Below are 17,145 nucleotides of genomic sequence, written 5' to 3' on the forward strand. Positions count from 1 at the left end.
TTATAACCAGAAGAAATATGCAATTATTGCAAGGCTAATTGAACAGAATATATTTAGTATAATTCCTACTCTTACCATTTCTTGTTGTTTGATATGGCCAGTACCAAAAACTATAGCATTTGGTGGTGTAGCAACTGGTAGCATGAAAGCACAAGAAGCGCCAATAGCAATAATTAAAGCAAGTCCTAAAGCAGGAACACCTAAAGTATCTGCTATAGAGATAAACAAAGGCACAAGCAAGGCTGCTGAAGCAGTATTTGAGGTAAATTCTGTTAAAAATACTATAAAAAATGCTATGATTAAGCCTATAACAAATAAATGTCCATTTTCTATAAATGAAATAATGGTATCAGCCATAACCTTGCTAGCACCTGAATCCTTTAACACTACACTTAGAGTAATACCTCCACCAAAGAGCATTAACACGCCCCAATCAGTATTTTTTTGTATATTTTTCCAATCAATTACTTTAAATGCACATACTAAAACAGCAGCTAATAAAGCAATAATCGCATCAAGATTTGCTATTTTATGTCCAAAAATACTTGTGATGATAGGACCTATATTGCCACTAAAAATCCAAGATAGTGCAACTACTAAAAAGATTATTAAAGTGATGATTCTAGGTCTTGTAAGCTCTATATTTTCAGTGTGTAAATCAACTTGTAGATTAAATCTTGGTTTAAACATAAAATACAAAATCAAAATCATTGCAGGTAAAAAGATTAAAACAATAGGAATACCATATTTTAACCACTGTGCAAAACTAATGTGTAATTGAGTAGCAACAATAGCATTTGGCGGAGTTCCCACTATAGTGCCTATACCACCTATACTTGCACTAAAAGCTATACCTAAAAGAATGAAAACATAAGTATTTCTATCTTTTTGTGGATCAAGCGAAGCTAGCATACCTATAGCAAGCGGAAGCATCATGGCTGCGGTTGCAGTATTGCTCATCCACATAGATAAAAATGCAGTAGTGATAAAAATATATAAACTTGATAAACCTAAATGTCCTTTTGCCAGGGTTAAAATTTTATGCGCAATTAGCTTATCTAGTTTTTGATGATGCATGGCTGCTGCTAGAGCAAAACCACCAAAAAATAAAAAGATATTAGAATCAGCAAAGCCTGTTAAAGCCTTAGCAGTAGGTAATAATCCTAAGATGGCTGCTAAAACAGGTACTAAAATAGCTGTAATAGTAACATGCAAAGCTTCGCTAAGCCACAATATAGCGATAAAGATCAACAGGGATAATCCTTGGTTTACCTTAGTTTCGCCAAAAGGGGAGAAATAAAGCAAAGCGATAAACAACACTAAATCAGCAATAACTATAAGTGTTTTTGTGTTTGAACTCATTTAACAACTCCTTTAAAATATTGTAGTTTTGTAACATATTCTAAATGAATTTTCTTTTAAATATTAATTTTTATATAATTTTTTTTTACAAAATTATTTTTGTGTGAAAAAAAGTAATTTTTAGTAAAATTCATTTGTTTTTGGTATAATTTTTGCTGATTAAAAATCATCTTAATCAAAAAGATGATTGCTTTTAAGGAAAGATAATGTTTAAAAAAATATTCGTATGTATTTTAGCTTTGTTTTTTGGCGCTTGTGCTATAAACCCTAAAAATCAAGGTGTAGCTAAGGTTAATGAAGTTATAAGAATCCAAGCACAGTGTTATAATCCTTCTGATTCTAAAGCATATGAAGCAAAAATTAAAGGTCTTGTGTATATTAGTGATGTAGGACTTAAGTATTGTACAAATAAAAGAACAATTGATAAAAGTGCTTCTTTGAAAAAAGTTTATATTCATAGAGTGTATGATTTAAATGAGAATTTGAAATATTCTTCTTCTAATGCAAATAATTATTATATTAATGAAAATTTTAACTACTATTTTTATGTGTTTTTAAAAGAAGAATTAGAAAATAGAGGTATAGTAGTGGTTGAAAATACACAAGATTCTCCTTATGTTTTAAGAGTAGATTTAAGTTTTAATGATTTTTATTCTAAATTTGATTCTAATTCTTTATTTTCAATTATTGCTAGTCAGTTAATATTAAAAGATATTAACACTAATAAAACTATTAACATTAAAACTAAACAAGAAGTTAAAGGTTTTTATAATATTAAAGATCTGCCTTTCTTCACTCAGCTTCTTATAAAGCAAGTAGCTAATAAATCTGCAGATATTATCAGCTCTTTGTGAGGTGTTTTAGTTGCCATGGATTTTCCTTTGCGAGCTTTTGTCCAGCTTGCAAGGAAGAGCTTTTAGAATATTCTTTAGGTATAAGAGAACTTGATAAAGGTTTTAAGGTTTATTATTTTTATCAATATGAACGAATTAAACATCTAATTTATTTTAAACACAAATTTCAAGGATATTTTGTTTTAAATGCGCTTGCAAAATTAAGTTTTGCTAAATTTAAAGATTTTTTTCAACCCTCTTGTAAAATTAATGCCATAGCCTTGGATGATAAAACATATAAAAACTACTCTCATACTGCTATTTTAACCAAACATTTAAAAACTCAATTTATAAAACCTATGTATCATGCTTTGCAAGCTAATTCAGAATTTAAATATAGTGGAAAAAGTTTGCAATTTCGTAAAGATAATAAAAGATCTTATAAGCTTTTAAAGCGTCCAAATTATCCTGTGATTTTAGTAGATGATGTTGTAACTACGGGATTAAGTTTGCTTGAAGCAAGAGAGCTTTTAGAAAAAAATAATATCGAAGTACTTTTTGCTTTAGTTTTAGCTAATGCAAAAGAATAATCTGCTAAAATATAAAGATTAATTTTAAGGATTTTTATGGAAAATATTTTTACTAAAGATTCAGATATTGAAAATATAGATATAGAAAGTTCTATAAAGAGTAGTTATTTAGATTATTCTATGAGTGTTATTATAGGCCGTGCTTTACCTGATGCTAGAGATGGGCTTAAACCTGTTCATAGAAGAATTTTATATGCTATGAATGATTTAGGTGTTGGAAGTCGTAGTGCGTATAAAAAATCAGCGCGTATAGTGGGTGATGTTATCGGTAAATACCATCCACATGGTGATACAGCTGTATATGATGCTTTAGTGAGAATGGCACAAGATTTTTCTATGCGTTATCCAAGCGTAGATGGGCAAGGAAACTTTGGTTCTATTGACGGTGATGGTGCTGCTGCGATGCGTTATACTGAAGCTAGGATGACGATTTTAGCTGAAGAACTTTTGCGTGATATAGAAAAAGATACAGTTGATTTTATACCAAATTATGATGATTCTATGAGTGAGCCTGATGTTTTACCTGCTAGGGTGCCAAATTTATTACTTAATGGTTCAAGTGGTATTGCAGTAGGTATGGCTACTAATATTCCTCCGCATAGCTTAAATGAGCTTATTGATGGTTTGCTTTATTTAATTGATAATAAAAATGCAAGCTTAGAAGAAATAATGCAATTTATCAAAGGCCCTGATTTTCCAACCGGTGGTATTATCTTTGGTAAAAAGGGTATTATAGAAGCTTACCGCACAGGTCGTGGTAGGGTAAAAGTAAGAGCAAAAACCCATATTGAAAAAAGAGCTAATAAAGATATTATTGTAATAGATGAACTTCCTTATCAAACCAATAAAGCAAGATTGATAGAGCAAATTGCTGAACTTGCTAAAGAAAAACAAATCGAAGGCATTGCTGAAGTTAGAGATGAGAGTGATAGAGAAGGAATTCGCGTAGTAATTGAGTTAAAACGCGATGCTATGAGCGAGATTGTGTTAAATAATCTTTTTAAATCTACCACTATGGAAAGCACTTTTGGTGTGATTATGCTTGCTATACATAATAAAGAACCAAAAGTTTTTTCTTTAATTGAACTTTTAAATTTATTCTTAAATCATAGAAAAACTGTAATTATTAGAAGAACTATTTATGAGCTGCAAAAAGCTAGAGCTAGAGCGCATATTTTAGAAGGTTTAAAAATTGCACTAGATAATATTGATGAAGTGATAGCTTTGATTAAAAACTCTCCTGATAATCCAACGGCTAAAAATTTATTAATGCAAAAATTTGGCTTAAGCGAGCTTCAATCTAATGCGATTTTAGATATGAAATTAGGTCGTTTAACAGGACTTGAAAGAGAAAAAATCGATAATGAATTAAGAGAATTATTAGCAGAAATAGAGAGGCTTGATCAAATTTTAAAAAGCGAAATTTTGCTTGAAAATTTAATCAAAGATGAGTTGAAAGAAATCAGAACAAAATTTGATGTACCAAGAATTACTCAAATTGAAGATGACTATGATGATATTGATATAGAAGATTTAATACCAAATGAAAATATGGTAGTTACTATCACTCATCGTGGCTATATTAAGCGTGTTCCAAGTAAGCAATATGAAAAACAAAAACGCGGTGGTAAAGGTAAGGTCGCAGTTACAACTTATGATGATGATTTTATAGAAAGTTTCTTTACGGCAAATACACATGATACCTTGATGTTTGTTACTGATCGTGGACAGCTTTATTGGCTTAAGGTTTATAAAATTCCTGAAGGAAGTAGAACTGCTAAAGGCAAAGCTGTGGTTAATCTCATTAATCTACAAGCAGATGAAAAAATCATGGCAATTATTCCAACCACTGATTTTGATGAGAGCAAATCATTGTGTTTCTTTACTAAAAATGGTATCGTAAAACGCACAAATTTAAGTGAATATCAAAACATTAGAAGCGTGGGTGTAAAAGCGATTAATCTAGATGAAAATGATGAACTTGTTACTGCAATTATCGTAGCAAGGGATGAAAATGAAATTGTAAATATAAATACAGACGAAAACTTAGAAGCAGAAGATAATCTGGAAATTGAAACAAATGAAAATAGCGAAGAGCTTGAAATTGTTAGTGGTAAAATGCTTTTTGCAGTTACTAAAAAAGGTATGTGTATTAAATTCCCACTTGCTAAAGTTAGAGAGATTGGCCGCGTAAGTAGAGGGGTGACTGCGATTAAATTTAAAGAAAAAGATGATGAAGTTGTGGGTGCTGTTGTTATAGAAAATGACGCTCAAGAAATCTTAAGCGTAAGCGCAAAAGGTATAGGTAAGCGTACTGATGCAGGTGAATATAGACTTCAAAGTAGAGGTGGTAAGGGTGTAATATGCATGAAACTTACTGCTAAAACAAAAGATTTAATCGGAATAGTCATAGTCGATGAAAGTATGGATTTAATGGCATTAACAAGCAGTGGTAAGATGATACGCGTTGATATGCAAAGTATTAGAAAAGCAGGTAGAAACACAAGTGGTGTAATTGTTGTTAATGTGGAAAATGATGAAGTGGTAAGCATTGCTAAATGTCCTAAAGAAGAAGATGAGGAATTAGATGCTGAAACTAATATGGATTTAAATTTAGAATAGTAAAATTCTGGAATGCTTTTTGCTATCTTAAATAATATCAAATAAATTGAAGGTGTAAAAATGAAAAAAGTTATTTTTATGTTTTGTTTGGCTTTAGGTTTTAGTGCGTGTGCACTAGATCAAAGAGGTACGAAACCTGCTCAAGCTCAAGCTACTCAAGCTGCAAGTTCTGATGTTGTAGTTCAAAAAGTAGACAAAGATGATGTGCGTAATATCATTAGAGAAGAAAAAATGCTTGCAAATGATACAAGCACAGACAATGATTTAACTTTTACAGCAGTGGGTGAGGGTATTGCTCCTTTAAATACAGTTTCTGTTGGTCAAGCTTTGGCTTTAGCTAAAAGAGCAGCAATCACTGATGCTTATAGACAATTAGCTAGTAAGTTATATGGTGTAAGAGTTAATGGTAAAGATACAGTAAAAGATGCAATGCTTAAAAGTTCAACTATTACAGCACAAGTAAATGGTTTGATTAAAAATGCAAGTGTAGTTGATCAAGACTTTAAAGATGGTCTTTATAGAGTAAATGTAGAACTTAAAATCGATGCTGACAAGTGGAAAGAATTGTTTGCTTATTAATCCTTATAATTTTTAATGCTACTGCCCAAGATGAGTTTATATTTTGGGCAGAACTCTCTAATAAAAATTTAATCCTTTTTCATCAAAATGAAACTATTTCTATGGCTATGACTCAAAGCAAAAAAAAGAATTTAGAATATGCTTGTGAGTTAGTTTATACATCAAGTGACTTGAAGTCTTTAGTGCGCAATGATTTTGGCATGGTAGATGAAGAGAAAATGACAAAATTAGATAAATTTAATTTTTTAAATGCTCACAAAAATGATTTAATTGATTGCTTTTTTAATGCAAAAATAGATGTAAAAGATTTTGTAAAAAGTGAACAAGCAAGTGCGCAAAGTGAAACTTATGTAAGAATTTTACCTTTAAGATTTATAGTTGAATTTCATGATAATAGTGCCTTTGTATATTATCTTAAATAAATACAAAGCTAGCTTTTATAAAAATCAAGTTAAAATACTTAAAAAAATATTAAGAGTATAAAATGCAAAAAAGTATCCCTTGTTATTTATTATTTAAATATTTGCGTTTTGATAAAGATCAACCCTTTATCATGCTTTCAAAAATTTTAGCCTTTTTAGGTGTGAGTATAGGGCTTTGCGTGCTTTTAGTTGCAATGGCTATTATGAATGGTTTTGATAAGGAATTTGAGAGAAAACTTTTTACTATGAATTATCCTATCACTATATTGTCACGTTTTGGAGCAAGTGTGGATGATAAATTATTACAAGAATTAAGAATCAAATTTCCAAATTTATTATTTAGTCCTTATATTGCTACTCAAGTTATAGCAAGAAATGATTTAAAATTAGAAGGCGGTATGCTTTTTGGGGTTAATTTTGAAGATGAAAAAAAGATCAATGAGGTAGTAGCTCAAGCTTTAGAAGATAAAAAATTAGATAATTTTGATATTTTAATTGGTAAGGGTTTAAAAGAAGAATTTGGACTAGATTATAATGAAAAAATAACTCTAATTTTTTCCAATCTTAATGCTAGTGGTCTTTCGCTTATCCCGCAGGTTAAAAGATTTGATGTTAAGGCTGATTTTTCTTCAGGGTTATTAGCCTATGATAAAGCTTATATGTATACAGATGCTAAAGCCTTAGCTAAAATTTTATCATATCCCCAAGGAAGTTATGATGGAGTGCATGTGTATTCAAATAAACCCTTTGAAGATATTAAACAAATTGGTGCTTTTTTGGGTGCAAGATATGCTAGCATCGGTTGGTGGGAACAAAATGGGAATTTCTTTGCAGCTCTTGCTTTAGAAAAAAGGGCTTTGTTTATAGTATTAATGTTGATTATTTTAGTTGCAAGTTTAAATATAGTAAGCTCTTTATTGATGATAGTGATGAATAGACGCAGCGAAATAGCTTTATTGCTTTCCTTAGGTGCTAGTAAGCTAGAGATTAAAAAAACCTTTTTTTCTTTAGGGTTTTTAATAGGTGGAAGTGGTATTATAGCAGGTGTGATTCTTGCAGCTATAGCTTTATGGGTGCTTGGAAATTTTGATATTATTTCTTTGCCAAGTGATGTTTATGGTATGAGTAAATTGCCTTTAGAACTTTCTTTAGTTGATTTTTGTATTACACTTTTTGGAGCTATTGTGATTGTAAGTTTATCTTCTTATTATCCTGCCAAAAAAGCAACTCAAGTAGATATTTTAGATACTTTAAGAAACGAATAAATTGTAAAAGTTTATTCGTTTAAGAATTTTTGAATTTCGTTAAAAAAGCTTTCATAACTAATATCTTTTATGGTTTTAATAAATTTTCCATTCTCATCGATCAGATAAAATTCACCACTATGCGCTATAGAATATCCCATAGCAGAATCTTTAAGATTGATTTTTTCATATACCACACCATAATTTTTAGTAACTTTTTCTAATTCTTTTTCATCTTTAGCAACTAAAGCGGTAGAATTTGGATAAAAATATTTTACCCATTGACTAGTTTGAGTTAGATTGCTATCTCTTGCTGGATCTAGTGAGATAAACACCACATGAGCTTTTTCTTTATTTGGCATTTTTTCTAAAACATTGGCAATTAAGGCAAGTTCACTAGGGCAAACATCAGGACAATATGTATAACCAAAATATACAATCAATTTTTTACCGATAAAATCTTTTAAACTAAGCATGCCTTTTTCAGAATTTAAGTGAAAATTGTATTTGTTATTTTCAAAATATTGCACTGATATAAAAAACACCCCAAAAATTACCACAATTAATAAAAAAATATTTATTTTTTTCATACTTTACCTTTTTACATCAAAGTCAAAATAAAAATCTAGTGGAGTTTCATCATCAAAAAGTTCTATTCTAAAACGCATCACATCTAGTGTACAAGAACTTAAAACTAATTTAGCATGATAAGTGTTGTTGATTTTTTTAAATTGTGGAACAATATCTCCCATATACATATTAAGCCCATAAACTCTAGCGTTTAGTTTTTTAAACTCACCTAAATTAGTGATATTTAAATCAAGTTCATTTAGTGTAGTTATAGGCTTTGGATTTAAATTTATCAAGATTTTTTTATCTTTAAAATTATACTCACACTCTTGGATATTTAGATCGCATGCTAAAGGCGTTAGAGTGGTGATTAACTCTCTTTTTTTTCCAGAATTTGTTGAATTAGTATAAAAATAAGCCCCGCATATAGCAAAGATTATAGCTAGGGCAAAGATAAGTAGATTTTTCATTATTTTTTAATACTTCTTGACTTAATATCTTTTAGTTCAATTGTGCTATTATCATCAAAATAAAGTGTTAAATTAGCTTTGGTTTGAGGTGTGATATTTTCTTTAAGATTTAGTATCATAATATGCATGCCACCTGGCTTAAGTTCAGCGCTTGAATTGGCTTTTATGGTAATTTGAGGGATTTGCACCATCATTTTTTTACCATTTTCCATGATATGATCGTGAATTTCAGTTGTATCACTTAATGAGCTTTGAGCTTTTATTAGTTTTATATCTTTATCAGAGTTGTTTTTAAGTTCCAAAAAAATTGCTGTTGTTTTAGAATTTGGCGGAGTTTGTCTAACATAAGGATCATTTATAGTGATTTCATTTGCAATAGCAAAGGTGCTTAATATAGCTAAACTAAGTAATTTTTTCATTATCATTCCTTTATATTTTTTAGTCAATCATAAACATTATACACGGAAAAAATTAAAAATATATTTATTGTAAAAATATTATAATTATCTCTTTGTTGTTTTAAATTTTAATAGAAAGGTATAAATTGTTTAAAACTATATTAGTATTATTTAGTCTGGTTGTATTTGTAAATGCAAGTGATCTTGCAAAAATTTATTTAAATCAAGGTATTGATGCAGTTGAAAAGGTGTTAGAGCAAGAATTAAGCAAGAAAGATTTTTGGCTTGATGAGATAAAAGATAAAAATGTTAGCCTTGGTTACTACGAAGAAAATGTAGCTATTGTATTGACTAATAAAAGCGACAAAATCATTAGAGTTTATCATTATAATGATGGAAAAGTAGAAAAGAAATTTATTCAAAAAGATGTTTTAACTGGTTTGGCTGGAGATAAAGAAATAGAAGGGGATTTAAAAACTCCTATAGGTTTTTATGAGCTTGGAAAGAAATTTTATCCTGGTGACCCATATTATGGACCATTTGCTTTTGCGACAACTTATCCAAACGTTTTAGATAAAACTTTAGGTAAAACAGGTGGTGGAATTTGGATTCATGGATATCCTTTAGATGGAACGCGTTTAGATACTTATAAAACTAGAGGTTGTATTGCTGTACAAAATGATTTACTAGAAGATTTTAATAAATTAGTCGCTGATAGAAAATCATATGCAATGACAGAGGAAAAAAATAAAGTAAGAACAAACCATGAAGAAGTTGCTATTTTGTTAGCAAATTTATTTGCTTGGAAAGACAGTTGGCAAAAAAGTGACATTGACAAATACTTATCTTTTTATGATCAAAAAATATTCAAGCATAAAAATAAATTTTCATATGAGCAGTTTGCAAAAAACAAACAAAGAATTTTTGCTAAAAAAGAAGAAAAAACTATTAAATTTTCAGATCTTAGCATAAGTCCTTATCCAAATGAAAAAAATGAGAAGATTTTTAGAATAGGATTTTATGAAGATTATCGTAGTACTAATTATAAATTCAAAGGAGAAAAAGTTCTTTATGTTAAGCTAGTTGAAGATAAAATGCAAATTTTAGCTGAACAATAATGGCTTATATAAAAATCGATCGCTTAGCTTATGAGTATAATCTTGACCTAATAGCCTCTAAGGCTGGAGGTTATGAAAAAGTAATTTGTGTTTTTAAAGATAATGCTTATGGTCATGGAGCTAAACTTTTAGCTCCTATAGCTAGAGCAAAAGGTATAAATTTTATAGCCGTAAAAAATGAAGACGAAGCAAAAGAGCTTGAAAATATTTTTGATAATATCTTAATTTTATCTCATCATCCACATGGAAATGAAAGTGAAAAATTTATTTATGCATTAAATGCAAAAAATGACATAAAAAAGCTTAAAAAAAATACAAAAATTCATTTAGTCATAGATACAAATATGCATAGAAATGGAATTTTACCTGAAGAAATTCAAGAAGTGATGCAAGGGTTAAAAAGTAATAATTTGATACTTCATGGAGTGATGATGCATTTTGCAGGAAGTGATGAAGTAGATGCAAGTTATTTTGTGCAAAAACAAAAATTTCAATACGCTAAAAAGTTAATTTATAATTTATTACAAGAAGAGGCTAAGAACTTAGTATTTCATTCTCATAATTCTGAAGCTTTATTTAGAGCAAATATTTTAGAAGATGATGAGTATTGTAGAGTAGGGCTTGTACAATTTGGTTATGCACATTTTAATAAAGACTTGCGTAAGGTTTTGAGTTTATGGGCTGAAAAATTAAGCCAAAGAGTGTTAAAAAAAGGTCAAAGTGTTGGTTATGGTGGAATGTATAGTGCAAAAGAAGATATAGAAATAGCAACTTATGATTTAGGTTATGCTGATGGGCTTTTGCGTTATGATGGTAAAAAAGATTTTTTTCTTCCTAATGGTAAAAAAATACTTGGAAAAATGTCTATGGATAGCTTTTCTTGCGAGAATGATAGTGAGGTAATTTGTGTTATGAATGATGCAAATGTTATGGCTAACTTTTTTAATACTATTAATTATGAAATTTTAGTAAAACTTTCTCCAAATTTAAAAAGAATTGTAATTTAAGATAAAAAGTACTAATATATCTAAAGAAAGGATAAATATGGCATTTTTAAATTGGGCTATTTTAATTTTATTTTTATTTATAGTGTTTTTACTGATTAATCGTTATGAAAGAAAAATAAAGATTTTGCATAAAAATATAGAGATTTTAAAAAATGAATGCAAGAAAAATAGTGAAAACATAGAACAAAATAGAATTTTAATAGAAAAAAATAGATCAAACATTGAAGATATTAAACATCAAGATTAGTTTTAATCTTGAAGTGTTTTAGCTATAAGTTCTAATGGGTGTAAAAATCTTGTGGAAATTTTTTCATGCTCTAATGCATTTGAAATTTGCATTCTACAAGCTGAGCACTCTGCGCTAATGATTTCTACATTACTTTTTTGTATGTTTTGAGCTTTTTTTATGCCAACTTGCAAAGCTTTTTCATAATGATCAGTTTGTATGCTAACTCCACCAAAACCACAGCACTCGTTTGACTTGATAAGTTCTTTAAAAGCATAAATTTGCTTTAGTAAAGCTCTTGGTTCTTTAAAAACCCCTTGCATTTTTCTTGCATGGCAAGGATCATGATATGCGATTTTTGTATTTATTTTTTTCTTTGTTTTTAAAAGTTCTTCTAAATTAGTGTATTCATAAAAATATTTTGTTGCAAGTAATATTTTACTGGAAATATTTTTAGCTCTTATTGCCCATTCTTCATCATTTTGCATATGGAAAAAATGTTCATAATCTATATTAATCATCGCAGAGCAGGTCGCTTCTGGGATAATGATATAATCTAGTGTTTTTAATTTTTCCTCAAAATAAATGATATTTTTTTTAGCTAATTTTTCTACGCTGTTAAAATCTCCGGTAAAATAATGAGGAGCACCACAACAAGATTGATCTTTTAATAAATCCACATTGATTTTAAGATGTTTACAAATTTCAAGCAAGGCAAAACCTGTATTAGTGTAGGAATAATTAGATAAACAACCTATAAAAAGTCCTATAGTTTTTTCGCCTTGATTGTTTATAAAATCAGGATTAGAGGCTAAAAAACTTTTCTTAGCTAAAGAAGGCAATAAGCGGTCTTTTTTGATTAAAGGTAGGCTAAATTTAGCTTTCATTCCTAAATTTTTATGTTGCAAGCTAAAAGCACAACTTTGAAAAACATAGCCTAATCTTGCTAAGATATCCAAAATCTTTCTGTGTCTTAAAAAAAAGAAAGCAAGCTTTTTATACCATGCTATGCCAAATTTTTGAGCTATATCAAAGCGTGCTTTTTCAATAGCACTATCTACTCTTAAATGACTTGGACAAACTTCAACGCAATTTGTGCATAAAAAACATGATTCGAAAGTTTTTTTAAGATTTTTATCAAGTTCTAGTTCTTGATTTTTATAAGCACTAATTAAATCCAAAAAACCACGAGGAGAAGTGCTCTCATCGCGGTTTATCTCGTGTATAGTACAAACTGGTATGCATTTGCCACATTTTACGCAAGCATTAGAAATTTCATTAACATTTAGCATATTAAACCGTTTTAGAAAATACTTTTTTGTCTTCGCTAATGCGTTTTAAATATTTATCAAAACACATAGCAATATTACGTATTAAAAGTACTCCTGTTTCATTAACCTTGATATGGTTTTTATCTATAGTGACAAATTCGCCAAGTTCTTCAAGTTCTTTTAAATCTTGTTTAAAATATTCAAAAAAATCAATCTTAAATTTATTTTCTATATTTTTTATATTAAGTGCAAAATTACTCATAAGTTCCATAATAACAGCTTTTCTTAATTCATCATCATCATCAAGCATAATACCTTTTTCACAAGGTAATCTACCTTCATCAATAGCTTTTTCATAACTTGGCATGTCTTTGAAATTTTGCATATAATGTCTTTGTCCTTCGCCTATACTTGTTAAGCCAATGCCAATTAAATCAGTTCCACCTTTTGTAGTATAGCCTTGGAAATTTCTATGCAAGCTACCATTTTCTAAAGCTTTAAAAAGTTCATCTTGTGGTTTTGCAAAATGATCCATTCCTATCATTTTATAACCATTTTGAGTTAAAAATTTTTCACAGTATTCTAAAATCTGAAGTTTTACATCAGGGCTTGGTAATGTGCTTTCATCAAATTTTCTCATATTTTTTTTAAGCCAAGGCACATGTGCATAGTTAAAAATAGCAAAACGATCAGGATTGATTAGTAATGCTTTTTCTAAAGTTTGCTTAAAACTTTCTAGGCTTTGATAAGGAAGACCATAGATTAAGTCCATATTTACTGAGTTAATTCCCTTTTTTCTTACCATATCTACTGCATTTTTGGTTAATTCAAAAGGTTGAATTCTATGAATTTCCTTTTGAACTTTTTCATCAAAATCTTGCACGCCAAAACTAATACGGTTAAAACCATTTTGAATCAAAACATCAGCTTGTTCTTCATTTAAAAATCTAGGATCAATCTCACAGCTTACTTCACTATCTTGGGTAAAATTTGGAAAAATGCTTTTAATTTTTAAAATCAAATTTTGTAATTGTTTGGCGCAAAAGAATGTAGGTGTACCACCACCAAAATGCATTTGAGCTACTTCTCTTTGGGTATTGATGATATTTGCTAAAAGATCAAGTTCTTTAAAAAGATAATTTAAATATCTTTCTTTGCTTTCTTCTTTAGCAGTATATATTACATTACAACCACAAAAATAGCAAGCGCTTCTACAAAAAGGCAAATGAAAATACAAAGACAATTGTGCTTTTTGATCTTTTAAAATTTGTATATAATCTTCATATTTAAACTGAGTGTTAAATTCCACTGCAGTAGGATAAGATGTATATCTTGGGCCTGCTTTAGAGTATTTAACAAAGCTTTTATAATCTTTCATTTGGCTTTACCTTTTGCATCATTTCTTTCATGTTAATAAACAAATTAGGATGTTTAGTATGAATATTGCTAATTAGTTGATCTAAATCAATATTTACTTCTTTTACGCCTTTGGCAACTTGATGTTTAATCTCATCCATAGCAACTGTCCAAACATCATTAAAGTCAATAGGAATTTGTTGATAAATAGCCTTTTCTAATTTAAGCTCAAAATTATCTTTTTGCATTTCCTTGGCATTTTGCAAAAACTCGATTAAGGTTTTTACAGAAAACATAGTCTTAACATCATCATTTTCATCTACTATAAACCATGGTTCAGGTGCTAATTCATGGCCATTTTTTAAGCTTAATTTTTTTTCTTTTTCGTTTATATGAGTTAGATGAAATATGGTTTGATTGTGTTTTTCTATACCCAAATAATTTGATAATTCATTAATGATATCTTGAGAACTTTTTTTACTTAGACTATCCAATCTTACTCCTTGTTTAATAATTTTGCAATTTCTTTTGCATGATAAGTTATGATAAGCTTAGCTCCTGCTCTTTTAAATGCAAGCATAGTTTCAAGTACTATTTTTTCATAATCAATCACGCCTGCTTTTTGACCTGCTTTTAATAAAGCATATTCACCACTTACATTATACACACAAAGTGGAAGTTTGGAATGATTTGCTATATCTTTAACTACATCTAAATACGCAAGTGCTGGTTTAACCATCAAAATATCAGCACCTTGTTTTTCATCTTCTAAGCTCTCGCATAAGGCTTCTTTACCATTAGCAAAATCCATTTGATAGGTTTTTCTATCCCCATAGCTTGGCGCAGAATCAGCCACATCTCTAAAAGGTCCATAATAAGCTGAGGCAAATTTAGTAGAATAAGCCATAATAGGTAAATTCTCAAAACCATTTTCATCTAAAGTTTTTCTTAAAGTTTCAATAATGCCATCCATCATACCGCTTGGTGCTATCATATCAGCGCCGTTTTTGGCATGAATTAGAGCTTGTTTGGCTGAAATTTCTAAAGTTAAATCATTATCCACGCTTTTGCTTTTTGGATCAATAATACCACAATGACCATGATCAGTATACTCACAAAAACAAAGATCGGTAATCACTACTAAATTAGGAAATTTTGCCTTAATAGCTCTTAGACTTGTAGCAATCAAACCATCATCGCTCAATGCATCACTTCCACAGCTATCTTTTTTAGAACTTTCTACCACACCAAATAAAATAATAGCTTTAATGCCAAGACTAATTAGTTCTTCGCATTCTTTTAAAATTTCATCTAAGCTCATTTGAAACACACCTGGCATAGATGCGATTTCATTTTTAATATTAGTACCATTTACAACAAAAAGGGGGTAGATTAAATCATCTAAATTTAAAGTATTTTCTTTCACTAGACTTCTAATATTCTCATTTAGTCTTAATCTTCTAAAGCGTTTAAACATAAATTTCCTTTTTGTTTGTTAAAATTGCTTAAATTCTAGCATATTTTTTGTAAAAAGGTGAAGAAAATAATGACTATTCAAATTTCTGAAATAGCAAAACTTCCCACTCGTTTTGGAGAATTTAATATACAAAGTTTTAAAGAAAATGACAAAGAGCATCTTTGTATTTTTAAAGGAAAATTAGAAAAAGAAGTTAATATTAGAATCCATTCAGAATGTTTAACAGGTGATGTTTTAGGAAGTTTAAAATGCGATTGTGGTGAGCAACTTGACTTTTCATTAAAATATGTCCAAGAGCATGGTGGTATGGTGATTTATCTAAGACAGGAAGGAAGAGGCATAGGACTTTTTAATAAAATCAATGCTTATGCTTTACAAGATAAAGGTTTTAATACTATAGAGGCAAATCATCAATTAGGATTTAAAGCAGATGAGCGTAGTTATGAAATAGTAGATTTTATACTTAAACATTATAAGATTGCTAAGATTAATCTTTTGACTAATAATCCTGAAAAACTTAGCTCTTTAAAAGGAAAAGTAAATTTAAGAATTCCTATTTTAATTGAAGCAAATCGTTTTAATAAAGATTATTTGGAAATTAAACATACGCAAATGGGGCATTTAAATTGAAAATTTATGAAGAGCAATTAAATTTTTTAAAAGATTTTGCAAATAAAGATGATTTCTACCAAAGAATCGCGCTTTATAAAGAGTTGTTAAAAAAATTTAATGCTGTGCATAATCTAACTCATCTTGAAAACATAGACGACAATATTATTGATAGTATAAAAATTTTAGACTATTGTGATTTGACTGATAAAAAAAAGATTGTTGATGTTGGAAGTGGGGCTGGTTTTCCTGCAATATTTTTAGCATGTATTTTGGAAAATAGTAATTTTTTTCTATTTGAGCCCAGTGTTAAAAAGGCTTCTTTTTTAAGAGTGATTAAAACTGAGCTTAATTTGATAAATATAAATATCATAAAAGAAAAATTACAAAATCATTTACCTTTCAAAGTAGATTTAATCACATCAAGGGCTTTGATGGATATAAAACCTTTGATTGAAATTTCAAATGGTTTTTATGATGAAAAAACTTCATTTTTGCTTTATAAAGGTAGTGATGTTTATGATGAACTACAAGGAATGAAAGATTATAAAATTTTCAACCGTGGTTTTAGAAATTATTGTCTTTTAAAAGTAAAGGAAAAGCTATGTTAATTTTTGGACATCCTTTGATAAATATGCAAAAATTTAGTCATTATGAAAATATTTTTATTAAAACCAATGTGAATTGTTTTGAATATGATGAATCGGTTATTAAAAATGCAAAAGATGAAAAAGTAGATTTTGGTATTTTTGTTAAAAACGAAGAAGAAATTTTACTTTCTAATGCATTGGGTGCAAAATACATTTTAATAAAAGATGAAAATTTGGCAAAAATTGCATCAAAGATGGCCGAGTTTTATATGTTTGATTCTAAAATTTTATTTTTGCTTGATACTTTAAAAAATAACCTGAAAAAAGCTTATGAATTAAATGTAGATGGAGTTTGCTTAAAATCCTTCATCAACTAAACTAAACCCATTAAGGGTTTAGTC

At 29.0% G+C, this 17,145-nt stretch carries 20 protein-coding genes; 12 read left to right on the forward strand and 8 right to left on the reverse strand.

The genetic code is table 11. The annotated features are described in order from the left end of the window. A complete protein-coding gene (locus L8V77_RS06735) occupies positions 1 to 1,362 on the reverse strand; it encodes a DASS family sodium-coupled anion symporter (RefSeq protein WP_263707265.1) in 1,362 nt (453 codons plus the stop codon). Positions 1,363 to 1,568: 206 nt separating this feature from the next. Between L8V77_RS06735 and mapA the strand changes: the two genes are divergently transcribed. The 6 genes from mapA (at position 1,569) to L8V77_RS06765 (ending at position 7,673) form a co-directional block, all read left to right on the forward strand. Continuing rightward, positions 1,569 to 2,216 (forward strand): outer membrane lipoprotein MapA, encoded by a 648-nt coding sequence (gene mapA / locus L8V77_RS06740; protein WP_263707266.1) that lies wholly within the window; start codon positions 1,569 to 1,571, stop codon positions 2,214 to 2,216. Further along, positions 2,213 to 2,785, forward strand: coding sequence for a ComF family protein (locus tag L8V77_RS06745; protein ID WP_263707267.1), 573 nt, complete (start codon positions 2,213 to 2,215; stop codon positions 2,783 to 2,785). The genes mapA and L8V77_RS06745 overlap by 4 nt, the downstream gene beginning before the upstream one ends. Before the next feature lie 36 nt (positions 2,786 to 2,821). Further along, positions 2,822 to 5,407 (forward strand): DNA gyrase subunit A, encoded by a 2,586-nt coding sequence (gene gyrA / locus L8V77_RS06750; protein WP_263707268.1) that lies wholly within the window; start codon positions 2,822 to 2,824, stop codon positions 5,405 to 5,407. A gap of 60 nt (positions 5,408 to 5,467) precedes the next feature. Beyond that, positions 5,468 to 5,986, forward strand: a complete 519-nt coding sequence (locus L8V77_RS06755; protein ID WP_263679645.1) for an LPP20 family lipoprotein — start codon at positions 5,468 to 5,470, stop codon at positions 5,984 to 5,986. Beyond that, positions 5,962 to 6,408 carry a hypothetical protein gene (locus tag L8V77_RS06760; protein ID WP_263707270.1) on the forward strand — a complete coding sequence of 149 codons (447 nt, stop codon included), beginning with the start codon at positions 5,962 to 5,964 and terminating at the stop codon, positions 6,406 to 6,408. The genes L8V77_RS06755 and L8V77_RS06760 overlap by 25 nt, the downstream gene beginning before the upstream one ends. Before the next feature lie 62 nt (positions 6,409 to 6,470). Then, entirely contained in the window at positions 6,471 to 7,673 is a 1,203-nt protein-coding gene (locus L8V77_RS06765) for an ABC transporter permease (RefSeq protein ID WP_263707271.1), read from the forward strand. Positions 7,674 to 7,684: 11 nt separating this feature from the next. Here L8V77_RS06765 and L8V77_RS06770 read toward each other — a convergent pair whose 3' ends face one another. Genes L8V77_RS06770 through L8V77_RS06780 form a run of 3 tightly spaced genes read right to left on the reverse strand, consistent with a single transcriptional unit; the run spans position 7,685 to position 9,111 of the window. Next, on the reverse strand, positions 7,685 to 8,242 hold the full coding sequence (locus L8V77_RS06770; protein WP_263703067.1) for an SCO family protein: 558 nt from the start codon (positions 8,240 to 8,242) through the stop codon (positions 7,685 to 7,687). A gap of 3 nt (positions 8,243 to 8,245) precedes the next feature. Beyond that, complete coding sequence (locus tag L8V77_RS06775; RefSeq protein WP_263683239.1) at positions 8,246 to 8,692, reverse strand: hypothetical protein; 447 nt, start codon at positions 8,690 to 8,692, stop codon at positions 8,246 to 8,248. Next, positions 8,692 to 9,111: a copper chaperone PCu(A)C gene (locus tag L8V77_RS06780; protein WP_039668649.1), complete on the reverse strand. Its 420-nt coding sequence runs from the start codon at positions 9,109 to 9,111 to the stop codon at positions 8,692 to 8,694. The genes L8V77_RS06775 and L8V77_RS06780 overlap by 1 nt, the downstream gene beginning before the upstream one ends. A 110-nt stretch (positions 9,112 to 9,221) precedes the next feature. On the opposite strand from L8V77_RS06780, the gene L8V77_RS06785 reads away from it, so the two are divergent. Genes L8V77_RS06785 through L8V77_RS06795 form a run of 3 tightly spaced genes read left to right on the forward strand, consistent with a single transcriptional unit; the run spans position 9,222 to position 11,462 of the window. Next, on the forward strand, positions 9,222 to 10,208 hold the full coding sequence (locus tag L8V77_RS06785; RefSeq protein ID WP_412175032.1) for a L,D-transpeptidase family protein: 987 nt from the start codon (positions 9,222 to 9,224) through the stop codon (positions 10,206 to 10,208). Next, entirely contained in the window at positions 10,208 to 11,215 is a 1,008-nt protein-coding gene (locus L8V77_RS06790; RefSeq protein WP_263707273.1) for an alanine racemase, read from the forward strand. Before L8V77_RS06785 ends, L8V77_RS06790 begins: the two co-directional genes overlap by 1 nt. A gap of 37 nt (positions 11,216 to 11,252) precedes the next feature. Further along, on the forward strand, positions 11,253 to 11,462 hold the full coding sequence (locus L8V77_RS06795; RefSeq protein ID WP_012661838.1) for a hypothetical protein: 210 nt from the start codon (positions 11,253 to 11,255) through the stop codon (positions 11,460 to 11,462). A gap of 2 nt (positions 11,463 to 11,464) precedes the next feature. Here the strand turns inward: L8V77_RS06795 and L8V77_RS06800 are convergent, their stop codons facing one another. Genes L8V77_RS06800 through hemB form a run of 4 tightly spaced genes read right to left on the reverse strand, consistent with a single transcriptional unit; the run spans position 11,465 to position 15,545 of the window. Then, positions 11,465 to 12,733, reverse strand: a complete 1,269-nt coding sequence (locus L8V77_RS06800; protein WP_263707274.1) for a (Fe-S)-binding protein — start codon at positions 12,731 to 12,733, stop codon at positions 11,465 to 11,467. 1 nt (position 12,734) lies between these two features. Further along, complete coding sequence (gene hemN, locus L8V77_RS06805) at positions 12,735 to 14,090, reverse strand: oxygen-independent coproporphyrinogen III oxidase (RefSeq protein ID WP_263707276.1); 1,356 nt, start codon at positions 14,088 to 14,090, stop codon at positions 12,735 to 12,737. Then, complete coding sequence (locus tag L8V77_RS06810; RefSeq protein ID WP_263707277.1) at positions 14,077 to 14,562, reverse strand: DUF2603 domain-containing protein; 486 nt, start codon at positions 14,560 to 14,562, stop codon at positions 14,077 to 14,079. The genes hemN and L8V77_RS06810 overlap by 14 nt, the downstream gene beginning before the upstream one ends. A gap of 2 nt (positions 14,563 to 14,564) precedes the next feature. Continuing rightward, on the reverse strand, positions 14,565 to 15,545 hold the full coding sequence (hemB, locus tag L8V77_RS06815; RefSeq protein WP_263707278.1) for a porphobilinogen synthase: 981 nt from the start codon (positions 15,543 to 15,545) through the stop codon (positions 14,565 to 14,567). A 69-nt stretch (positions 15,546 to 15,614) separates the two neighbouring features. Here hemB and ribA point away from each other — a divergent pair, with 69 nt between their 5' ends. Genes ribA through L8V77_RS06830 form a run of 3 tightly spaced genes read left to right on the forward strand, consistent with a single transcriptional unit; the run spans position 15,615 to position 17,121 of the window. Then, positions 15,615 to 16,175 (forward strand): GTP cyclohydrolase II, encoded by a 561-nt coding sequence (ribA, locus tag L8V77_RS06820; protein WP_263707280.1) that lies wholly within the window; start codon positions 15,615 to 15,617, stop codon positions 16,173 to 16,175. Positions 16,176 to 16,177: 2 nt separating this feature from the next. Next, positions 16,178 to 16,765, forward strand: coding sequence for a 16S rRNA (guanine(527)-N(7))-methyltransferase RsmG (gene rsmG, locus L8V77_RS06825; protein ID WP_412175147.1), 588 nt, complete (start codon positions 16,178 to 16,180; stop codon positions 16,763 to 16,765). After that, positions 16,759 to 17,121, forward strand: coding sequence for a hypothetical protein (locus L8V77_RS06830; protein ID WP_263664190.1), 363 nt, complete (start codon positions 16,759 to 16,761; stop codon positions 17,119 to 17,121). Before rsmG ends, L8V77_RS06830 begins: the two co-directional genes overlap by 7 nt. Positions 17,122 to 17,145: the final 24 nt, after the last annotated feature.

The organism is Campylobacter sp. IFREMER_LSEM_CL2127, from assembly GCF_025771745.1.
In the GTDB taxonomy this organism is placed as follows: domain Bacteria; phylum Campylobacterota; class Campylobacteria; order Campylobacterales; family Campylobacteraceae; genus Campylobacter_D.